This is a genomic window from Amycolatopsis sp. SB7-3 (assembly GCF_041021335.1).
GTDB lineage: Bacteria > Actinomycetota > Actinomycetes > Mycobacteriales > Pseudonocardiaceae > Amycolatopsis > Amycolatopsis japonica.
This window is the reverse complement of the sequence record NZ_JBFPJQ010000001.1, coordinates 2,284,118-2,302,981: the sequence shown is the minus strand read 5'-3', so window position 1 is coordinate 2,302,981 and position 18,864 is coordinate 2,284,118. Positions and strand designations below refer to the sequence as shown.

The following is an 18,864-nucleotide window of genomic DNA, read 5'->3' as shown; positions in this document are numbered from 1 at the left end:
CGCTTTTGTGCGCCCGCAGCCAGTTCCACCCCCTCTGGTGCCGCTTCGAAGGCACCTCCTCAGACCCGAAAGGGAACCCGAAATGAAGGAGAACAACCCCATGCAATCCTGGGCAAAGCGCGGACTCCAGACCGCGTTGGTCACGGGTGGGCTGTTGATGCTGGGTACCGGCATCGCTTCGGCTGACGAACAGGTCAACCCCGACACCCCGGCCTCCCCGCTCGACGCGAACGTCACCGTTCCGGTCGAGATCGACAACAACGCCGTCGGCACGCCGCTGGGCCAGGCCGACCTCCCCGGCTACAAGGGCGAGATCAGCACGAAGGCCGTCACCAAGCCCGTCTCGGACGCGCTGGACTCGGCTTCGTCGCCCGGCGGCAGCACCGACGGCATCGGTGGAGGGCTCCCCAGCCTTTCCGGCAAGAACGCGGTCCCGGCCCCGCTGGCGGCCAAGGACTCGGCCCGTCAGGTCAGCGGCGGGGTGACCGGCGGTGGGTTCACCACCACCGACGACATCCTCAAGGGCAACAAGGTCGTCGGTGACGTCGTCGTCCCGATCCAGATCGTCGACAACGCCATCGGCGTGATCGGCGACGCCGAGGTCGAGGGTGGCTCGCACGACCAGACCTGGGCGCACAACCAGGACATCGAGACCACGGGTGAGGACTCCAGCCTCGCCGGGAACGTCGTGTCCCTCGACTGGGCGCTGCCCGTGCAGATCGCCGGCAACGGCGGCGGGCTCGCCGGCGGCACCGGCCGCGTGGTCGGCGGCTCCGCCAGCCAGAGCACCAGCGAGACCGGCAACATCACCACCGACGGCGAGGGCTCCGCCCTGTCCGGCAACGTGCTGGCCGGTCAGTTCGCCACCCCGGTCCAGGTCACCGGCAACGCCGCCTCCTGGATCATCGGCAACGCCAACAGCTCCGGCTACGAGGCCGAGACCGAAGCCACCTCCGGCGGCTGGGTCGAGACCGACGGTGACGACTCCGCCCTCGGCGGCAACGTCGGCGCGGTGCCGATCGCCCTCCCGGTGAAGGTCAACGACAACGCCGCCGCCGCGCACGGTTCGCTCGCGAACTCGAACAGCAGCTCCTCGGCGGACGCCACCGCCGGTGACACCACCCCCGGCTGGAGCAACGTCCCCAGCTACGTGCAGACCTCCGGCGAGGACTCGGCCGTCGCGGGTAACGCGATCGTGCCGCAGACCGCGGACGTCGCGAACGTCGGCGGCGTGGCCGCCAGCTGGATCGGCCTCGCCAACACCGGCAAGGACGGCGGCACCAGCCACTCGAGCGTCGTCGACGCCGGTGGGTTCGTCAGCAGCGAGGGCGAAGGCTCCGCGGGCGGCGGCAACATCGTCGACCCGGCCGTGGCCGCGCCCGTCGAGGTGACCTGCATCGCGGGCACCTACATCGGCAACGTGTCCTCGACCTCGTGCGAGAACACCGTCGACGCGAACGCCGGCAACGGCAGCCACACCACGGGTGACGACTCGACCCTCGCGGGCAACATCGTCAACACCCAGGCCGCGCTGGCCCCCGAGGTCTACGGCGTCGGTGGCTCGCACATCGGCCAGGCCGTCGCCGAGGCGACCGAGACCAAGACCGTGACCGCCGGCGGCTACGACGGCACCACGGGCAACGACTCGTCCGGCTCGGGCAACATCGTCCAGGTCCCGGCCGCGGTTCCGGCCGAGGTCTTCGGTGTCGGCGGCTCGTTCATCGGCCAGGGCACCGGCACCGCCGACGAGACCAAGGTCGTCTCCGGTGGCGGCGGCGGGAACACCGCCGACGACAACGGCTTCCTCAGCTCCAACCTGGGCACCGTGCCGGTTTCGCTGCCGGTGCAGGCGTTCGGGATCGGTGGCGCGTTCATCGGCCAGGGCCACGGTGGCGCCGACGGCGACACCACGTCCAACGCCGGACACGACGTCCACGCGACCGGTGACGGTGGCGCGGGCTCGGGCAACCTGGTCTACGGCCCGGTCTCCCTGCCGGTCCAGGCGCACAACTTCGCCGCGGTGCTCGGCGGGATCGCGTCGGGCAAGGGCACGAACCTCACCGACTCGAACGCGGGCGGCGACGCCACCGCGAACGGTGAAGAAGGCGCGCTGGCGGGCAACATCGTCCAGACGCCGATCGGTGGCGCGGTCCCGGTGACCGGGCACGGCATCGCCGGCGCCGGCATCGCCGAGGGCGACAGCGTCAGCGACGTCCTGTCGGAGGCGGGCGGCGACGCCACCACCAACGGTGACGAGGGCGCGGTTTCGGGCAACATCATCGGCGCGCAGGCGCTGCCGATCGTGCCGGTCACCCACGACGCGGTCGCGGCGGCCGGCCTGGCCGACGCCGAAGGCTCCAACACCGTCGACGCCCTTTCGGGTGGGGACGTGGAGACCTCGGGTCTCGACGGATCCCTCTCGGGCAACATCCTCGACATCCCGGCCGCGGCCGACCCCGAGGTGTTCGGTGACGCGATCGCGGCCGCCGGTGGCGTGTCCGAGACCGAAGCGGAGAGCATGATCACCGGCCAGGCCGGTGGCGACAGCATCACCGACGGCAGCGGAGAGGCCCTCTCGGGCTTCAACTTCCACCACCCGCTGGTCTTCGTGATCCCGCTGAACGAGCTCGAAATCCCGGTCCTGGCGATCGCGGACGAGAACTCGACCGACAACACCGTGATCAACGACGAGGAGTACACCCGCGCCTTCACCGACTCGGTCGGTTCGGAGATGCCGATCGACGCGCTGCCCGCGCTGCCGTTCGGTTCGGTGCCGTCGCTGAACGGTGCCGGCGCCCTGCCGACCACCCCGGAGATCGGTGGCGCCCGCGCCGACGGTCCCCAGGTGGCGACCCTCCCGGTGCAGGTGGCCGGCCTGACCGCGCTGAAGCAGCTGGGTGCCATCCCGGCGCAGCTGCCGAAGTCGGACCTGCCCGAGCTGCCCGGCACCCCGGCCCTGCCCGGTGTCCCGGCCCTGCCGAAGACCCCGGGTCTGCCCGGTGACGCCGCTCGTGCGGACGCCCCCAAGGTCGCGCAGCTGCCGACCCTCCCGGCGCTGAGCAACGGGCTGCCCACCGCCGGCAACCTGCCGGTGCAGCTCCCGACGGCCGGCGCCCTGCCGACCGCGGGTGCGCTGCCCACCGCCGGCGCGCTGCCGGTGCAGCTGCCCACCACGGGCACCCTGCCCGCGGTGAACAGCACCCCGGCGATGCCGACCGCGCAGGTCCCGGCTCTGGCGGGCGTCGACTCGTCGCCGCTGAGCATGTTCCAGCGTTTCATCGGCACCCTGACCGGCAAGAAGTTCCACACCATGTGAACCTGCCAGTCGGCTAGCGCCACTGAATGAACCGAAGCGGGCCCGGGAGACACTCCCGGGCCCGCTTCCTTTTGTGTGTTCCGCCCCTGATCACGCGTGTTCGCCCGCCAATCACGCGTGTCGTCCGTCTGATCACGCGAGATCGCCGTTTCAGCCCCGCGGGGTGAAGAGCGCGTCCTGCGCGGCGCCCATCGCGGTCAGCACCGCGCCCTCCAGCACCGCGCCGCCGCCGACGGTCCCCGGTCGCACCTCGGTCCGCAGCGGTGAGATCTCCGCAAGCCGTCGGCTCACCCGCGCCGCCAGCGCGTCGCCGCCCGCCCGTCCGATCTCCCCGCCGAGGACGAGACAGCCCGGGTCGAGTACCGCGGTGACCGCGGCGGCGCCGATCGCGATCCGCTCCGCGACGATCTCGAGGAAGTCCTCGGCGTTCGAGTCGATCGCGTATCCGATGGCCGCTTCGGCCGCGGCGGCGTCGTCGGCCGATGACGCCGGGATGCCGTGCTCGCGGGCCAGCTCGCACAGCGCGGCGCTGCCCGCCAGCGTGTGGAAGCCGCCGTCGCAGTCGGTCGCGGTCGGGAGCCGTCCTGGCCCCAGCATCGGCAGGAACCCGATCTCCCCCGCGCCGCCCGACGCGCCCCGCCGCAGCGAACCGTCGAGGACGACGGCCGCGCCGACCCCAAATCCCAGCCACAGCAGGACGAACGTGTCCCGGTCGCGGGCGGCGCCGAGCCGCTGTTCGGCGGCGGCCGCGAGGTTGACCTCGTTCTCCAGCAGTACCGGGACACCCAGCCGCCGCCGGAGTTCGTCGACGAGTTTCCCGTGCCACGCGGGCAATCCCCCGGCGTGCCGCAGCCCGCCGGTCGCCGGGTCGACCAGGCCGGGGGCGCCGACGGCGATCGTGTGCAGCGCGGTCGCGCCCGCCTCGGCGGTCGTGGTCTTGAGCAGGGCGATCGCCCGCTCCACGGCTTCGTCCGTGTCGACGTCCAGATCGAACGGCAGTGACGCCTCCGCGCGGGTCCGGCCCAGCAGGTCCGCGACCGAAACGGCGATGCCGTGGGTGCGGACGTCGAGCCCCGCGAGGTACGCGCGTTCGGCGACGATGCCGTACAGCTTCGCGTTCGGTCCGCGGCGGTCCGCGCCCGCCTCGCCGACGATCTCGATCAGGCCCGCGTCCTGCAGACGCTCGACGAGGTCCGCCACCGTCGGCCGGGAAAGCCCGGTCAACGTCTTGAGCTGGGCGGCCGTCAGCGAACCCTCGCGGTGGAGCAGGTCGAGGGCGAGGCGGTCGTTGATGGCGCGCGCCGTGCTCGGGGAGGCGGACGGCGTCCGGATGACACTCACCGGCAGATCCTCCCAGAATTAATTATCAGGTTCCCTTCCTGATAGTTTACGCTGACGCCCGTCGAGTCGTCTCATGGACCTTGGGGGCCCAGTGACCAACACAGTGGAAACCGTCGGCGGGCCGACGCGGCGGGTGCGGCAGGCGCGGGTCGCCATCGCCGCCGTCTTCGCCGTGCACGGCGCGGTGACCGGCAGTTTCGCCACCCGGATCCCGTGGATCCAGGAACACGCGGGGATCAGCGCGGGCCAGCTCGGCCTCGCGCTCGCCTTCCCCGCGATCGGTGCCTCGCTCACCATGCCGCTCGCCGCGCGGATCGGGCACCGGCTCGGCGGCAGGCTGGGCCTCCGGCTGCTGCTCGCGTATTGGACGCTGGCGCTGATCCTCCCGTCCCTGGCGGGAAACCTCTTCACCCTGTGCCTCGCGCTGTTCGTCATGGGCACCGCGGCCGGCACCTCGGACGTGCTGATGAACGCCCTCGGCGTCGACGTCGAGGAGAAGATGGGCAAGTCGGTCATGTCGGGGCTGCACGGCATGTGGACCACGGGCGCGCTCGTCGGCTCGGCCGCGGGCACGCTCGCCGCGCACGCCGGATTGGACGCCCGGATCCACTTCGTGATCGCGTCGGCGGTGCTCACCGTCGCCGGCGCGCTGCTCTGCCAGGGCGTTTTCGACGTGCGGAGCGCGCCCGACGAGCACCCGCCGCCGAGGTTCGCGTTGCCGCCGAAGTCGGCCGTGATCATCGGTGCCGTCGCGTTCTGCGCCGTCTTCGCCGAGGGGGCGAGCCTCGACTGGTCCGCCGTCTACCTGCGTGACGTCCTCGGCACGTCGCCGGGCATCGCGGCCGCGTCGACCACCGCGTTCACCTGCACGATGGCGGTCGCGCGGCTCTCGGGCGACGCGCTGGTGCGGCGTTTCGGCTCGGTCAAAACCGTCCGCGCGGGTGGAGTCTTCGCGACCGCCGGTGGGCTGCTGGTCGTCTTCGCCGTCCATCCGGTGATGGCGATGGCCGGTTTCGCCTTGATCGGGCTCGGCGTCTCCGTCGTCGTACCGCTCGCCTTCGCGGCGGCCGGGCGCAGCGGGCCGACGCCGAGCCAGTCGATCGCGGGCGTCGCGACCATCACCTATTCGTCGGGTCTCGTGGCGCCGTCGTTGATCGGCGGGATCGCCGACCTGACGTCGCTGACGATCTCCTTCGCGGTGGTCACGCTGCTGGCGCTCGGCTTGGTGGCGGGCGCCGGCGTCCTTCGCTCCCGCTAGCCGAACTGGAGGGATCGCTTGGCGAGGCCGTGCCAGTAGCCGTCGATGACGGTCTCGCCCTTGCCCTCCGACGAGCTCGCGCCGAGCGACACGAACAGCGGGGCGAAGTGTTCGATCCTGGGGTGCGCGATGGCCGCGGCAGGGGCCTTGTGCTGGAAGTCCAGCAACGCGTCGAGGTCGCCCTCGCGCAGGGTTTCCGCACCCCAGTGGTCGAATTCGCTCGACCACGACGGCGGCGTCCCGTCGGTGCCGTCGGTCTCGCGCATCGCGCTCAGGTTGTGCGTGAAGAAACCGCTGCCGATGATCAGCACGCCTTCGTCGCGCAGCGGCGCGAGCTTGCGGCCGAGGTCGAACAGCTCACGCGGGTCCAGCGACGGCATCGACACCTGCAGCACCGGGATGTCGGCGTCCGGGTACATCTCCACGAGCGGGACGTACGCGCCGTGGTCGAGACCGCGGTCGGGCGCGTCGTGGACCGGCGTCTGGGACGAACGCAGGAGCTTGCGCACCTTGTCCGCCAGCGCGGGAGCACCGGGCGCGGCGTATTCCACCTGGTAGTAGCGGTCCGGGAAGCCCCAGAAGTCGTAGACGAGCGGCACCGTGGTGGTGGCGCCGAGGGTCAGCGGCGCCTCTTCCCAGTGCGCCGAGACGACGAGGATGGCCTTCGGCTTCTCGAGGTCCGCCGACCAGCCGGCGAGCTGGCGGGTCCAGGTGGCGTCGTCGGCGAGCGGCGGCGCGCCGTGGCTGAGGTAGAGCACCGGCGTCATGTCAGCTCCAGGTGTTTGAACTTTCAACTACCAGGATAGACGACGCCGGCCGCCTCCGCCTTATTCCCGGGCGAGGTTCGCGGCCATGCGTTCCAGTACGCCGACCGTCGCCCGGTATTCGTCGTCGCTGATGCCCTCGGTCACGCGTGAGCGGAACTCGCCGATCTTGGTCTTCAGCCGGAGGTGGGCCGCCCGGCCTGCTTCGGTCAGGCCGTCCTCGTCCATCCAGCCGCGAAGGCGCAGGTCGGCAATGGTTTCCCGGAGATCTCCGAACGGCTTCAGTGCCTCTTCGGGTGACGCTCCCGTGTTCAGGACCTGCCAGTGGCGGCGGGTCAGCGATTCGGCGGCGAGGAGGTGGTCCAGTGAAGCCTCGAGAGCCTGGTGAAGATGGGCGAACCAGAATCCGATGGGTTTCATGGATACTCCTCAAGTAGACGACAACTACATGTAAAAATACATGCATTTGGTGAGGACGGGCAATGACGGACGCCGTGGCCGACGTGGAACGCGCGATGATCGCCATCCGGCGAAGCCAAGCGAGGCGATCGCTGTCGAAACTCGCCCGCGACCGCGCCGAAACGATGCCGGACCAGGCGATACAGGGGCTGCTGGACGCCGTCGAAGCGGCCGAGGAGAGCGGCGAACCGGGCACCGTCACCAGCCTCGCGGCGGCGTTGACCATCGACCAGCCGCGGGCGAGCCGCCTGGTCGCCCGCGCGGTCGAGGGTGGTTTCCTCCGGCGCGAAGCCGATCAGCGCGACGGCCGCCGCGCCGTCCTCGTGCTCACCGAAACCGGTCGCGCCGAAGTGACGCGGATGCACGAATTCCGCCGCTCGGTGTTCGCCGAGGCGATGGCGGACTGGCCGGACGGCGACCGTCGCGAATTCGCGCGGCTGCTGACGGCGTTCGTCCGGAACTACGGGGCGCTCGGCGTGAAGTAGTTGACCAGGTTGCCGTCGGGGTCGCGGAACAGCAGCGACCGGTTCCCCCACGGCATCGTGGTCGGCTCCTGCACGATCTCGGCCAGCTCCGCCAGCCGCTCGTACTCGCGGTCGACGTCCTCGACGCGGAATTCGAGGATCGCGGTCCGGTTCGATTCGGGCACGGCGGCGCCCGCGCCGAACAGCTGCATCGTCTCGGCGCTGCCGATCGCCAAGGTGCACGACGGGCCGACGAGTTCGGCGAACTGCTCGGAGCGCCATCGCGCGTCGAGGCCGGTCGCCTTCTCGTAGAAACCGGCGAGACGGGCGACGTCGTGGGTGATCACACGGACGGAAACGAACTGCACGATGGATCCTTTCGGGTGCCGGAAAGCGGGACACCGGCCACGCTAGGAGCAATACCGGGCAGGATCCGCCCGGTATTCTCGGGCTTGTGACCAGGCCCATCGCCCGAGTGCTCGCACTGCTGGAGATCCTCCAGAGCGGTGGGACGCGCACCGTCGCCGAGCTCGCCGACCGGCTCGACGTGGACGAACGCACGGTCCGCCGCTACGCCGAACACCTCGTCGACCTGGACATCCCGGTGCGCTCGGTGCGCGGCCGGTACGGCGGTTACCGGCTGGCCCCCGGGTACCGGATGCCGCCGCTGATGCTCACCGACGAGGAGGCACTGGCCGTCCTGCTCGGCCTGGTCGCGGGACGGCGGGCGGGGCTGATCACCACGTCGGTCGCGGCCGTCGAGAGCGCGGTCGCGAAGGTCCGGCGGGTGCTTCCCGAAGCGCTTGGCCGCCGGTTGGACGCGCTGCTGGAGACCGCCGACTTCACCGCTCCCGCCCGGAAAGCCCTGTCGGCCGAGGCCGAAGTCCTGCTCACCGTCGCGGAAGCGGCGCGGGACCGGCGTCCGGTCGCGCTCGCGTATCTCGCCGGTCACGGCGGGGCGAGTGAACGCGTCGTCCATCCCTACGGCGTCGTGGCGCACTCCGGGCGGTGGTACCTGACGGGCTTCGACTCGGCCAGCGGCGAGGTGCGCACCTTCCGCGTCGACCGGATTCGGTCCGCCGAGACGCGGGCCGGGACCTTCGAGACGCCGGCCGGCTTCGATCCGGCCGAGCGGGTGCTGACCGCGCTGGCCGAGACGCCGTACCGGCACGACGTCTCCGTGTGGATCGAGGTGACGCCGGAGGAGATCCGCGCCGTTTTCCCGCCGTCGGTGGCCACTCTCGAACCCGACGGCGACCGCGTGCGTGTCCGCATCCGTGCGCAGCGGCTGGACTGGATCCCGCCGCTGCTCGCCGCGCTCGACCGGCCGTTCGTGATCGAACGGCCGGCCGAGCTCCGAGATCTGGTCGGCGCGCTGGCCGCCCGGCTGGCCGAGCGGGCGCGCTGACCGGTCACTTACCGCAGAACACCGTCCGGACGAGCTTGTTCAGCGCCGCCGGGAACGCCTGCGCCGCGTTCGCGTCGTCCCCGCCGGTGACCGACGCGGTCAGCGTCTTGCTGCCGTCCGGCGTGCTGTACATCAGCGATCCGTAGCCGTTGAGGCCACCGTTGTGGTTGAGGACGACGCCGACACAGCCCGGGCCCAAGTCCTGCGAGAACTGCCCGAGACCGTAGAAGCCGTAGAGGCTTTCGCTGCCCGGATGCGTCACGCGCATCTCGGCCAGCAGCCAGGCAGGCAGGAGCTTTCCGCTCTGCAGCGCGGAGTAGTAGGTCTGAAGGTCCTTGGTCGTCGAGATCATGTCGCCGGCGCTGGAGATCCAGGTCGGGTTCTGGTGGGTGACGTCGATCGTCTTCCACTGGCCGGCGTTTTCGTAGCGGTAGTAGGCGTGGGCGTACGGCTTGGGCATCCCGGCCCACGCCCCCGGCGACAAGGTGTCACGCAGCTTGAGCGGCCGCAGGATCCGCCGGTCCAGCTCGTCGGCGAAGGGACGGCCGCTGAGCTTCTCGACCAGCAGCCTGGCCACCACGTAGTTGGTGTTGGAGTAGCTCCAGCCCGCCCCCGGCGCGAAGACCGCGGGCTTGGACACGGCCAGCCGCACCAGTTCCTCCGGCTGGTAGGTGTGGAACCGCTTGTCCACCCATTCCTGGCCCGCCCACGGGATCCCCGGCGTGACCGTGCCGTCCGGGTTGTACTGGCCGGTGTGGTTGAACAGCCCGCTGGTGTGCTGCAGCAGCATCCGCACGGTGATCCGCGGGTCCAGCCCGAGCTGGGGAAGGAGCCCGGCGACCGGGGTGTCGAGGCCGATCCGGCCCTCGGCCACGAACTGCAGCACCAGGGTCGCGGTGAAGTTCTTCGTCGTGCTGCCGAGGCGGAAGTGGCCGTTCGTCGGCGGCTTTGCGGTGCCGCCCAGTTCCCGCACCCCGGCGCTGCCGGACCATTCGCCCCGCTCGTCACGGACGCGCAGCTGCATCCCGGCGAAGCCCGCGTCGACGAATTCCTGAGTCGCCCGCTGCAGTTCCGGGCGATCCTGCCCGGCGGAGGCGGCGGGGGCGGCCACGCCCGCCAGCAGTGCGGCGGCCAGCGCGGTGAGACCGATGCGGCGGAAGGTCTTCAGTGTCTTGGTCATGGCGACCACATTCGCGGGCCGCGCTGACACGGGACGGTCACGGCGCTGACATGGGGCGTCAGCCTGAGAGGCGGGCTTCGATGCCGTCGAGGAGGAAATCGAGGCCCATCCGGAAGGTCTCGTCGGCGTCCAGGTGGACGGCGTCGCGGACGACCGTGGCCAGCGCGGGGAGATCACCGCTGGCGAACGCCCGCGTCAGATAGGGCCCCAGCGTGGCCTGCCACCGCTGCTCGTCCATCCCGGTGGCACTTTCGGCACGGCGTTCGGCGATCTCCCGGCGGATCGCGCCGATCGTGTACGCGTTGACCGCCGAGACCACCGGCATCGCGGAATCCACCCCGACGTCACCCAGCGCCGCCATCACGGCCTCGGCGGTGGCCAGCGCGTGCGGCCCCAGCTGGGGCCTGCCGCCCAGGAGGTCGGCGAGCCATTCGTGCCGGTGGACGGCGCGGCGCATGGCGTCGGCGAGCGACCGCAGCACCTCCCGCCAGCCGTCGCCGGTGGGCCGGATCTCGGCGTGGGCGGCGTCGACCATCAGATCGAGCAGCTCTTCCTTGTTCTCGATGTAGCCGTACAGCCGCATCGGGCCGACGTCCAGCGCGGTCGCGATCTTGCGCAGGGACACCGCGTCCAGGCCGTCCGCGTCGGCGAGCCGGATCGCCGCCCGCACGATCAGCTCCCGGCTCAGCGGGGCCAGCGCGGGCCGATCCGGCGGCTCGGGCCGCTCCCACACCACCATGGCGGTGACAATACAACGCATCGCTCGATACAGTGTATCGACCAATACACTGTATCGAGAGGTGCGAATCATGACCATCGCCATCGTCGGAGCGGGCCCCGGTGGCCTGGCTCTCGCCCGGGTCCTGCACGTCCACGGCATCGAGGCCGTCGTGTACGAACGAGAGACGTCACGCCACGCCCGCGGTCAGGGCGGCATGCTCGACATCCACGCCGACACCGGGCAGCGGGCGCTGCGCGAAGCCGGCCTGATCGACCGGTTCACCACGATCGCCCGCGGCGAGGGCCAGGACATGCGGCTCCTGGAACCGGACGGCACCCTGCTGCTGCAGGAGGACACGCCGGACGACGCGCCTTTCGCGCGACCCGAGGTCGACCGGGCCGATCTGCGCGACCTGCTGCTGGACTCGCTCCCCGGGCACACGGTGCGCTGGGGGCACGCGTTCGAATCCGCCGAAGACGGCGTCGTGCGCTTCGCGAATGGGCACAGCGCGACGTACGACCTCCTGGTCGGCGCCGACGGCGCCAACTCCCGCGTCCGCGCCTTGCTCACCGACGCCCGGCCGGCGCATCTCGGTCACAACCTGGTCGAACTCCGCATCCCCGACATCGACCGCACCCATCCCGATCTCGCGGCGATGGTCGGGCGCGGCACGTACTGGGTGCTCGGCGACGGGAAATCCCTCGCGGCGCAACGCAACGGCGACGGCACCGTTCGCGTCGGCCTCAGCTTCTACGGCACCGCCGAGGACTGGTTCGCCACCAACGGGATGCCGCTCGACGATCCGGCCGCCGCGCGGACGTGGCTGATCGGACGGCTCGACGGCTGGGACGCGCGGTTCACCGCGCTGATCGCGGCCTGCGACGACGTGGTCGTGCCGCGGTCGATCAGCAGCCTCCCCGTCGGCCTGACCTGGCCGTCGGCGCCGGACGTCACCCTGGTCGGCGACGCCGCGCACCTGATGCCGCCGGTGGGCGAAGGCGCCAACATGGCCCTGCTCGACGGCGCCCTGCTCGGGCTCGCGCTGGCCGCGCGGCCGGACGACTTCCCCGCCGCCGTCAAGGAGTACGACCACGAGATGTTCGAACGCGCCGCTGCCGCCGCCCGGATGTCCGAGCGAGTCCACGAACTTCTCGCGGCTCCGGACGCTTCCCGGAAAATGCTCGCGTTCTTCCAGCCGGGGTGAGGCTAAGGTGGCTATGAACGAAAAATCATTTCGTTCATAGCCAGCCGGGAGCCGAGATGCCGAGCCCGTTCAGCGCCGAGGACCGCGCGAGGATCACCGAGCGGCTCCTGGCCGCCGGACGTGCCCTGTTCGCCGAGCAGGGCCTGCGCAAAACCTCGCTGGACGACCTCGTTGCCCCCGCGGGGATCGCCAAAAGCAGCTTCTACGCCTTCTTCGACTCGAAGGAGGCGCTGTACCTGGAGCTCATGCTGCGGCAGGCCCCTGAGCTGCACGAACAGCTGGCGACGGTGGTGAACGAGACCGAAAACGCCCGCGCCGCCCTTGCCGGTTTCCTGCGCGCCACGGTACGGATCTTGGCGGAGAACCCGCTCTACCACCGGCTGATCACGCATCCCGAGGAGATGCGGGCGGTGGCCCGGCGGATGGGGCCCGAGGAGATGGCCAGAGCCGAGCAGGTGCTGCCGCTGCCCGGATTCCTGGCGGCGGCCCGAGCCAAGGGGCAGCTCGTCGACGCCGACGACGACGAGCTGACCGGGGTGCTCCAGGCCGTGTTGCTGCTGCCCATGCACCGGCAGGACATCGGCGAGCAGCGCTACCCCGCCGTACTCGACCGGCTCATCGACATCGTCGCGGCGGGACTGATCAAGGAGTGACCATGCGCGAAGGTGTACTGGCCGGTGGGGCCCCGTATTTCGAGTTCGGCACGGGAAGTCCGCTCGTCGTCTTCCGGACGGTGCTGCCCGATTCGGCCAACCCCACCGGCGTCGCCCGCTGGGCCGAGGTGCGTTCCCTCAAACCGCTGGCCGCGCGGTTCACCGTGCTGACGGTCGGCCGGCGGCCGGGGCTCGAACCCGGCGTCACCATGGCGGACCTCGCCGCCCACCACGCCGAAGAGCTGCGGGAACGGTTCGACGGCCCGGTCGACGTGCTCGGTGTGTCCACGGCCGGCTGCCTGGCGCTGCAGTTCGCCGCCGACCACCCCGGCCTGGTGCGGAACCTGGTGGTCGGGGCCGCGGGCACCCGCCTCGGCTCGACCGGCCGCCGCGTCCAGCGCGAGTACGCGGATCTCCTGGCCGCCGGACGGCACCGGGCCGCGGCCATGGCGCTGGCGCCCACGGTCGCGGAAACCCGGCCGGGGCGGGCTCTGCTGGCAGGCCTGCTGGCGCTGACCTCCGGCCGCCCGGCGGACCCGAACGGCATGGTGGCCATGCTGCGGGCCGAAGACGCCTTCGACATCGAAGACCGGCTCGGCGAGATCACCGCGCCCACCTTGGTGATCGCCGGGTCGCGGGACGCCCTCTACCCGCTCGAACTCGCCGAACGGGTGGCCGACAAGACCCGCCGCGGCGATCTCAAGGTCTACCCGGGCCGACGGCACCACACCGTGATGAGTGACCGGCGCTTCACCAAGGACGTCTTCGAGTTCTTGCTTTAGTCGTGTGAAAGGTCGACGAAGCGGCTGTAGTGCAGCTGGTGCGCCACGGTGATCGTCGCCGTCGGCCCGGCACGGTGCTTCGCGATGATCAGGTCCGCCTCGCCCGCCCGCGGGTCGTCCCGCTCCCAGGCGTCGGGGCGGTTGACCAGGATGACGAGGTCGGCGTCCTGCTCCAGCGAGCCGGACTCACGGAGGTCGGACAGCATCGGGCGTTTGTCGGTCCGCTGCTCGGGACCACGGTTCAGCTGGCTGATCGCGATCACCGGGACCTCGATCTCCTTCGCCAGCAGCTTCATCTGCCGCGAGAACTCCGAGACCTCCTGCTGCCGCGATTCGACGCGCTTACCCGAGGTCATCAGCTGGAGATAGTCGAGGACGACGAGTTTGAGGTCGTTGCGCTGCTTGAGCCGCCGGGCCTTCGCGCGGATCTCCATCATCGTCATGTTCGGCGAGTCGTCGACGAACAGCGGCGCCTCGGAGACCTCGCTCATCCGGCGCGCGAGCCGCGTCCAGTCGTCGTCGGACATCTTGCCACCGCGCATATCCGCCAGGCGGATCCGAGCCTCGGCCGAGAGCATGCGCATGACGATCTCGGTCCTGCTCATTTCCAGCGAGAAGATGACGCTGGTCAGACCGTGTTTGATGGACGCCGAACGCGCGAAGTCCAGGCCGAGCGTCGAGTTGTGGGTCGGGACCATCGATCGCCCGGCCAGGTACAGGTGGTCCGGAGCGTCGACCTCCACACACCGCACCGGGACGGACGCCACGGGGCGGACGTCCACGACGTAGCGGAGGTGGGGCCGGACGCGGACGTTGGTTAGCCGCTCCTTCTGCTCCAGATGCTTCCGCTGCAACCAGAACACCCGGTCCTGAGTGGTGAAGCCGAGGATGTACGCCGTCGAGGTCTCCTCGCTGCGCCCCTTGACCCTCTTGGTCGTGAACGCGCAGCGGTACCCGAGGCTGACGATCAGTTCCCGGGTCTGCTCGGCGAGCACCTTGCTCGTCACGGCGAACTGAACCGCGCCGGAATGGGTGACGGTGCCGTCGGTGTCGAGCAGTCCGGCCAGCAGCGCACGGCGTTGCTCGACGGATGCCCGCAGATATTCCACCGGGATGTGCTTGTTCCCCAGCACACCCAACGTGCGGAGAATCGCCTGCACACTGCCGTGTTCGTTGCGGCAGGCCTGGCAAAGTCGCATCCCCGACGACGGGCGTCCGCAGTCGGGGCAGGTCGGCGCGGGCACCGGGGGGCTCTGAAAACGCACCTTGCCGCCGCAGGAACGGCCGCATGTCCGCACCTGGGAGGTCTGGGGCAGGAACGGTTCGCCGCATACCTCGCAACGGCGGTATTCCACCGGGTCCGGCGGAACCAACCGCAGGGTGTACGACAGCTCGGCGTGGCGTTCCACCAGGAGTCCCGCTTCCCCTTCCAGGTAGCAGATGATCTCCGGGTCCGCCGTGGTGAAGCGGGCGCTCGCCGAGTGGCCGTCGCCGAGCCAGGCGCCGAGCGCGTAGGGGTGAAGAGGGAGTTCGCGTTCAGGCAGTTGCAGTGGAGCCGTGGTCGCGATGGAGTGGTTGGCACGTCCGTCCGCCGTTCGGCAGCGCAGCGTGGCCGCCAGCTCTTCCGTCGTGCGCACCGCCGGGCCGGCCGCCGAGCGGCGGGACGACCTCGTGTCGGTCAGCCACTGGTGTTCGGCGTCCGCGAGGAGCACCGTGCCGTCCGAGAACTCGACCTCGTAGCAAGGGCGGCCCTCCATGACCTCGGTCGCCGCGACCACGGTCGTGGGGCGGCCGTTCGCGCCGATCAGCCTGTCGCCGGGCTGGACCTCGCCCATGGTCGTCCAGCCGTCGGGAGTGGCCAGCGGGGTGTCCAGGGCGAGCGCCTTCCCGACACCGGGCCGCGCCGCGACGATGATCATCTGGCCGGGGTGCAGGCCGTTGGTCAGATCGTCGAAGTCGGCGAACCCGGTCGGGATGCCCTGCGACTGCCCGCCGCGTGACGCGATCGCGTCGATCTCGTCCATGGTCGGCTGGAGCAGCTCTTCCAGCGCGACGTAGTCCTCGCTGGTGCGCCGCTCGGTGACGTCGTAGATCGCGGCCTGCGCGCGGTCGACGACCTCGTCGATGTTCGCGCCGTCGGCCGCGGCCGCGCCGTAGCCGTACTGCACGATCCGCGTGCCCGCCTCGACCAGGCGCCGCAGCACCGCCTTCTCGGAGACGATCTCGGCGTAGTACCCGGCGTTCGCCGCCGTCGGCACGGTCGCGATCAGGGTGTGCAGATACGGGGCGCCGCCGACCCGGCCCAGCTCGCCGCGGCGTTCCAGCTCGGCGGAGACGGTGATCGGGTCGGCGGGTTCGCCTCGGCCGTAGAGGTCGAGGATGACGTCGTAGATCGCTTGATGCGCGGGACGGTAGAAGTCGTCGGGGCCGAGGGCTTCGATGACGTCGGCGACGGCGTCCTTCGACAGCAGCATGCCGCCGAGCACGGATTGCTCGGCCGCGATGTCCTGCGGAGGCTGGCGGTCGTATTCGCCGCCACGCGGACCGGGGTCGCTGGGACCCGGGTCGGACTCCGCGTACATCGGATTGCGGTCGTCGGTCAGCGCCACCGCTGCTGCCACCTCCTCAAGACATCGAACACGCGTTCGATTATGCCAGAATTTCCCCGGTCGGTCCGCTCGCGCCCGTCCGCCCCTCCCGCGGCTCCGGACTCTCCCCTGTCTTCCCCTCTTCGGCCGGACGACCACCACGGTGTGTACCGGCCCGGCGGGCACGCTAGGCCCCCCGAAAGGACGAGCGCAATTTCGCCTGGGGACCGCCCTGTGGACAACCTGGGGATGACTGCGGGCATCCCTTCACAGGTGACCGAAACCCTGTGTACAACTTGTGGGCAACGCTGGGACGGTCTGACAAAAGTGCTGGTCAGGCCCTGTGGAGAGACTGTGGAGAACTTTATTCACCTCGCGACGGCGTGTCGGGCAAAAGTCGTCGTTCGGCGTGTCGCACGAGGGCGCACAGGGGTGCCCTGTGGATGAATGCTACGGAGGGTAGAGGGGCGACCCGCCGGGCTGAACGGGCCGGAATTCAGGACGCGAACAACCTGCCCTGTGCGCTCCGTAGTCGTTCTGCGAGAACCTGCTGGTCGGCGGGTGTGAAGGCGATCCTCGGCTCGCCACTCCCCGGTACCTCTTCGGTCAGCCAGCGGCCCTCGGTCGTATCGATGTAGTTCACCGGGCGTTCGATCCGCTGCCGCGCGCCGCTCCGGCCGCGGGCCGCGACGTAGAGGCTTCCACTCCCCAAACGGCGTAACGCGAGGATGCGGCGAAGCTCGTCGGCCTCCTGGCTCCCGGCGCTCTGCCGTCCGCTGCGAAGCACCTCGAAGCCCTCGTCCTGCGCCGTCGACGAGGAGCGCGGAGCCTCGACCTGACTCTTCGGCACGGCGATCGGACGGCCGCGTCCCGGCGCGAGCTTGGGGATCTGGTCGAGGAACTCGGTGAGCAGCTCTTCGGGCCGCACGGAGGCCAGCGCGACGCCGTCGTGCTCGCTGTGCCGGGCTAGCACGAACCCCTCGCCGCCGGCGCTCCCCGCGAGCACGCTGAAGCTCAGTGCCTTGCCCTCGAACCCGCCGTCGACCCAGCCGTAGTACTCCAGCGACGGCCTGGCGATCGCTTCGAGCGTCGCCTTGAAACCGGGGTGCAGTCCTCGCGCGCCGAAGAGGCCCTGGCTCGCCAGTTCCTCGTTGGTCCGCTCGTCCTCGGCCCGCTGCGCGTCCTCGTCGTACCAGGTGGGGGTTTCCGACAGAATCGTGTGCGGTTCGCCGCCTCGGCGGCGGATCAGCGTGATGAGGGTGCCGGTCGTGATCGTGACCTGTTTGTCCAGCACCGGAACTGCCCCCTAGTCGTTCTGTTCGTCCAGCCCGGGAACAAGACAAGCCGGGCGCGGCCCCAATCTTGGCACGCGCCCGGCCCGCTCGTGACGACTACTCGCCGATCACCGGCGGTGCGGTGAGCTCGTCGGTTCCGAAGATCTCGTTGGGGTCGTCGCCGACGAGGAACTTGGAGCTGCGCTCCTCGTCTTCGCCGCCCTTCCCCCTGGCGCCACCGGCTCCCATACCGCCCATGCCGCCCATCATTCCGCCCGCGCCGCGGCCCGCTCCGGAACCCGCGCCACCGGCGCCGCCACCCATGCCGGCGCCACCCATCGCGCCCGCGTTGCCGGGCAGGGCCGCGCCACTTCCGCCACCGGGGCCGAAGCCGCCACCAGGACCGAAGCCACCGTCCGGGCCGAAGCCACCCGCACCGGGGATGTCGGTGCCGCCGAAGCCGCCACCGGCGCCTCCGCCGCCACCACCCGGGCCGAAGCCACCGGCGCCGGGGATCTTCGGCGGGGTGTAGCCGGACGCGTTCGTCCCGTCGTCCCAGGACGGCGGCTTGTAGTTGCTGCCGGGGATGTTCGGGTTGTACTGCCCGCCGGGCAGGTTCGAACCCGGAAGGTTCGACCCGGGCAGATTGCTGCCCGGAAGGTTCGATCCCGGCGTGCCGATACCCGGCATGTTCGAACCGGGGATGTTCGGGCTGGGGAAACTCGGCATCCCGCCGGGCGGCATCGAACCGGGCGGCGTCGAGATGCCCGGCATGCCGTTGTTCCCGTTCCGGTCGCCCTGGCCGCTGCCGTCCTTGTCGTTGCCGTTCTTGTCCTTGCCGCCGCCGTTGACGTCGACGTTGGTGTTCTGCCCCTCCATCTTGTTGTAGGTGGGCAGCTTCTTGCCGTTCTCGGAACTGGCCTTGAAGTACTCGTTGAACGCGTCGACGTTCGCTTGACCCTTTTGGTTGTAGTCCCGGATCGCGCGGTCGGTGTCGGTGGTCCACGGGGTGATGGAGTTGAGCAGGTTGTTCTTCGGCGGGTCCTTCGGGACCTGCTGCACCTTCGCCTTCACCGTGGTGAAGGCGGTGTTCTGCTCACCGAGGTACTTGTCGGAGTCCACCAGCTTCTTGCCGGAGTCCTCCATCCACGTCCGCAGCGGGTGCGCACCCGACTGCTGCGCGGCTTCGGCGCTCTTACCGGTCCAGGCGGCGTCCATCTCCTTCGACAGGTTGTCGATGGTGGTCAGCCTGTCCTGGTAGCCGGCCTTGAGCCGGGTCGCGGCGGCCTGGCCCTCCTGGATCGACCCGGTACCCGGACCGGTGACGATCTTCTCCCAGATGTTGTAGCAGTCGATCTTGCGATCGCCGCCGGACGCTTCGAAGTCGCCGGATTTCGTGGTCGCCAGGTTGTAGGCCGAATACCCGGCGATGATCGGCAGCAGGAACACGCG

16 protein-coding genes are annotated in these 18,864 nt (G+C 70.5%); 7 read left to right on the top strand and 9 right to left on the bottom strand.

The window, feature by feature from the left end; genetic code table 11:
- The first annotated feature begins 100 nt into the window (after positions 1 to 100).
- Positions 101 to 3,316 (top strand): beta strand repeat-containing protein, encoded by a 3,216-nt coding sequence (locus AB8M46_RS11285; RefSeq protein ID WP_394360234.1) that lies wholly within the window; start codon positions 101 to 103, stop codon positions 3,314 to 3,316.
- A 150-nt stretch (positions 3,317 to 3,466) separates the two neighbouring features.
- Here AB8M46_RS11285 and AB8M46_RS11280 read toward each other — a convergent pair whose 3' ends face one another.
- Positions 3,467 to 4,657 carry an ROK family transcriptional regulator gene (locus tag AB8M46_RS11280; protein ID WP_394360233.1) on the bottom strand — a complete coding sequence of 397 codons (1,191 nt, stop codon included), beginning with the start codon at positions 4,655 to 4,657 and terminating at the stop codon, positions 3,467 to 3,469.
- A 91-nt stretch (positions 4,658 to 4,748) separates the two neighbouring features.
- Between AB8M46_RS11280 and AB8M46_RS11275 the strand changes: the two genes are divergently transcribed.
- Entirely contained in the window at positions 4,749 to 5,915 is a 1,167-nt protein-coding gene (locus AB8M46_RS11275; protein WP_037334098.1) for an MFS transporter, read from the top strand.
- Here AB8M46_RS11275 and AB8M46_RS11270 read toward each other — a convergent pair.
- Both AB8M46_RS11270 and AB8M46_RS11265 read right to left on the bottom strand, forming a co-directional pair.
- Positions 5,912 to 6,682: a dioxygenase gene (locus AB8M46_RS11270; protein ID WP_038521960.1), complete on the bottom strand. Its 771-nt coding sequence runs from the start codon at positions 6,680 to 6,682 to the stop codon at positions 5,912 to 5,914. The two genes, AB8M46_RS11275 and AB8M46_RS11270, sit on opposite strands and share 4 nt — an antisense overlap.
- Positions 6,683 to 6,742: 60 nt before the next feature.
- On the bottom strand, positions 6,743 to 7,099 hold the full coding sequence (locus tag AB8M46_RS11265; protein WP_394360232.1) for a MarR family transcriptional regulator: 357 nt from the start codon (positions 7,097 to 7,099) through the stop codon (positions 6,743 to 6,745).
- Between the two features lie 62 nt (positions 7,100 to 7,161).
- On the opposite strand from AB8M46_RS11265, the gene AB8M46_RS11260 reads away from it, so the two are divergent.
- On the top strand, positions 7,162 to 7,623 hold the full coding sequence (locus AB8M46_RS11260) for a MarR family winged helix-turn-helix transcriptional regulator (protein WP_037334104.1): 462 nt from the start codon (positions 7,162 to 7,164) through the stop codon (positions 7,621 to 7,623).
- Here AB8M46_RS11260 and AB8M46_RS11255 read toward each other — a convergent pair.
- Entirely contained in the window at positions 7,599 to 7,970 is a 372-nt protein-coding gene (locus tag AB8M46_RS11255) for a VOC family protein (RefSeq protein WP_350592200.1), read from the bottom strand. The genes AB8M46_RS11260 and AB8M46_RS11255 overlap by 25 nt on opposite strands.
- Positions 7,971 to 8,056: 86 nt before the next feature.
- On the opposite strand from AB8M46_RS11255, the gene AB8M46_RS11250 reads away from it, so the two are divergent.
- Positions 8,057 to 9,010, top strand: coding sequence for a helix-turn-helix transcriptional regulator (locus tag AB8M46_RS11250; RefSeq protein ID WP_394360231.1), 954 nt, complete (start codon positions 8,057 to 8,059; stop codon positions 9,008 to 9,010).
- A 4-nt stretch (positions 9,011 to 9,014) separates the two neighbouring features.
- Here the strand turns inward: AB8M46_RS11250 and AB8M46_RS11245 are convergent, their stop codons facing one another.
- Entirely contained in the window at positions 9,015 to 10,190 is a 1,176-nt protein-coding gene (locus AB8M46_RS11245) for a serine hydrolase domain-containing protein (RefSeq protein WP_394360230.1), read from the bottom strand.
- Between the two features lie 58 nt (positions 10,191 to 10,248).
- Entirely contained in the window at positions 10,249 to 10,929 is a 681-nt protein-coding gene (locus tag AB8M46_RS11240) for a TetR/AcrR family transcriptional regulator (RefSeq protein WP_394360229.1), read from the bottom strand.
- Between the two features lie 70 nt (positions 10,930 to 10,999).
- Between AB8M46_RS11240 and AB8M46_RS11235 the strand changes: the two genes are divergently transcribed.
- From AB8M46_RS11235 to AB8M46_RS11225, 3 genes are read left to right on the top strand one after another with little or no spacing between them, the layout of a single operon-like run.
- Positions 11,000 to 12,115 (top strand): FAD-dependent oxidoreductase, encoded by a 1,116-nt coding sequence (locus tag AB8M46_RS11235; RefSeq protein WP_394360228.1) that lies wholly within the window; start codon positions 11,000 to 11,002, stop codon positions 12,113 to 12,115.
- Between the two features lie 56 nt (positions 12,116 to 12,171).
- Positions 12,172 to 12,768, top strand: coding sequence for a TetR/AcrR family transcriptional regulator (locus AB8M46_RS11230; RefSeq protein ID WP_378422101.1), 597 nt, complete (start codon positions 12,172 to 12,174; stop codon positions 12,766 to 12,768).
- A 2-nt stretch (positions 12,769 to 12,770) separates the two neighbouring features.
- Positions 12,771 to 13,550 carry an alpha/beta fold hydrolase gene (locus tag AB8M46_RS11225; RefSeq protein WP_378422103.1) on the top strand — a complete coding sequence of 260 codons (780 nt, stop codon included), beginning with the start codon at positions 12,771 to 12,773 and terminating at the stop codon, positions 13,548 to 13,550.
- On the opposite strand, the gene dnaB is transcribed toward AB8M46_RS11225, so the two are convergent.
- From dnaB to AB8M46_RS11210, 3 genes are all read right to left on the bottom strand, one after another.
- Positions 13,547 to 16,159, bottom strand: coding sequence for a replicative DNA helicase (gene dnaB, locus AB8M46_RS11220; protein ID WP_037334131.1), 2,613 nt, complete (start codon positions 16,157 to 16,159; stop codon positions 13,547 to 13,549). The genes AB8M46_RS11225 and dnaB overlap by 4 nt on opposite strands.
- 475 nt (positions 16,160 to 16,634) lie before the next feature.
- Positions 16,635 to 17,432 carry an ESX secretion-associated protein EspG gene (locus AB8M46_RS11215; protein ID WP_125731289.1) on the bottom strand — a complete coding sequence of 266 codons (798 nt, stop codon included), beginning with the start codon at positions 17,430 to 17,432 and terminating at the stop codon, positions 16,635 to 16,637.
- Between the two features lie 97 nt (positions 17,433 to 17,529).
- Positions 17,530 to 18,861 carry a hypothetical protein gene (locus tag AB8M46_RS11210; protein ID WP_394360227.1) on the bottom strand — a complete coding sequence of 444 codons (1,332 nt, stop codon included), beginning with the start codon at positions 18,859 to 18,861 and terminating at the stop codon, positions 17,530 to 17,532.
- Between the last annotated feature and the right edge of the window lie 3 nt (positions 18,862 to 18,864).

Excerpts from the sequence above, each read along its gene's own strand:
- AB8M46_RS11230 (WP_378422101.1), top strand. The coding sequence starts at position 12,172 with ATGCCGAGCCCGTTCAGCGCCGAGGACCGCGCGAGGATCACCGAGCGG.
- AB8M46_RS11260 (WP_037334104.1), top strand. The coding sequence starts at position 7,162 with ATGACGGACGCCGTGGCCGACGTGGAACGCGCGATGATCGCCATCCGG.
- AB8M46_RS11285 (WP_394360234.1), top strand. The coding sequence starts at position 101 with ATGCAATCCTGGGCAAAGCGCGGACTCCAGACCGCGTTGGTCACGGGT.
- AB8M46_RS11240 (WP_394360229.1), bottom strand. The coding sequence starts at position 10,929 with ATGGTGGTGTGGGAGCGGCCCGAGCCGCCGGATCGGCCCGCGCTGGCC.
- AB8M46_RS11265 (WP_394360232.1), bottom strand. The coding sequence starts at position 7,099 with ATGAAACCCATCGGATTCTGGTTCGCCCATCTTCACCAGGCTCTCGAG.
- AB8M46_RS11245 (WP_394360230.1), bottom strand. The coding sequence starts at position 10,190 with ATGACCAAGACACTGAAGACCTTCCGCCGCATCGGTCTCACCGCGCTG.
- AB8M46_RS11270 (WP_038521960.1), bottom strand. The coding sequence starts at position 6,682 with ATGACGCCGGTGCTCTACCTCAGCCACGGCGCGCCGCCGCTCGCCGAC.
- AB8M46_RS11225 (WP_378422103.1), top strand. The coding sequence starts at position 12,771 with ATGCGCGAAGGTGTACTGGCCGGTGGGGCCCCGTATTTCGAGTTCGGC.
- AB8M46_RS11235 (WP_394360228.1), top strand. The coding sequence starts at position 11,000 with ATGACCATCGCCATCGTCGGAGCGGGCCCCGGTGGCCTGGCTCTCGCC.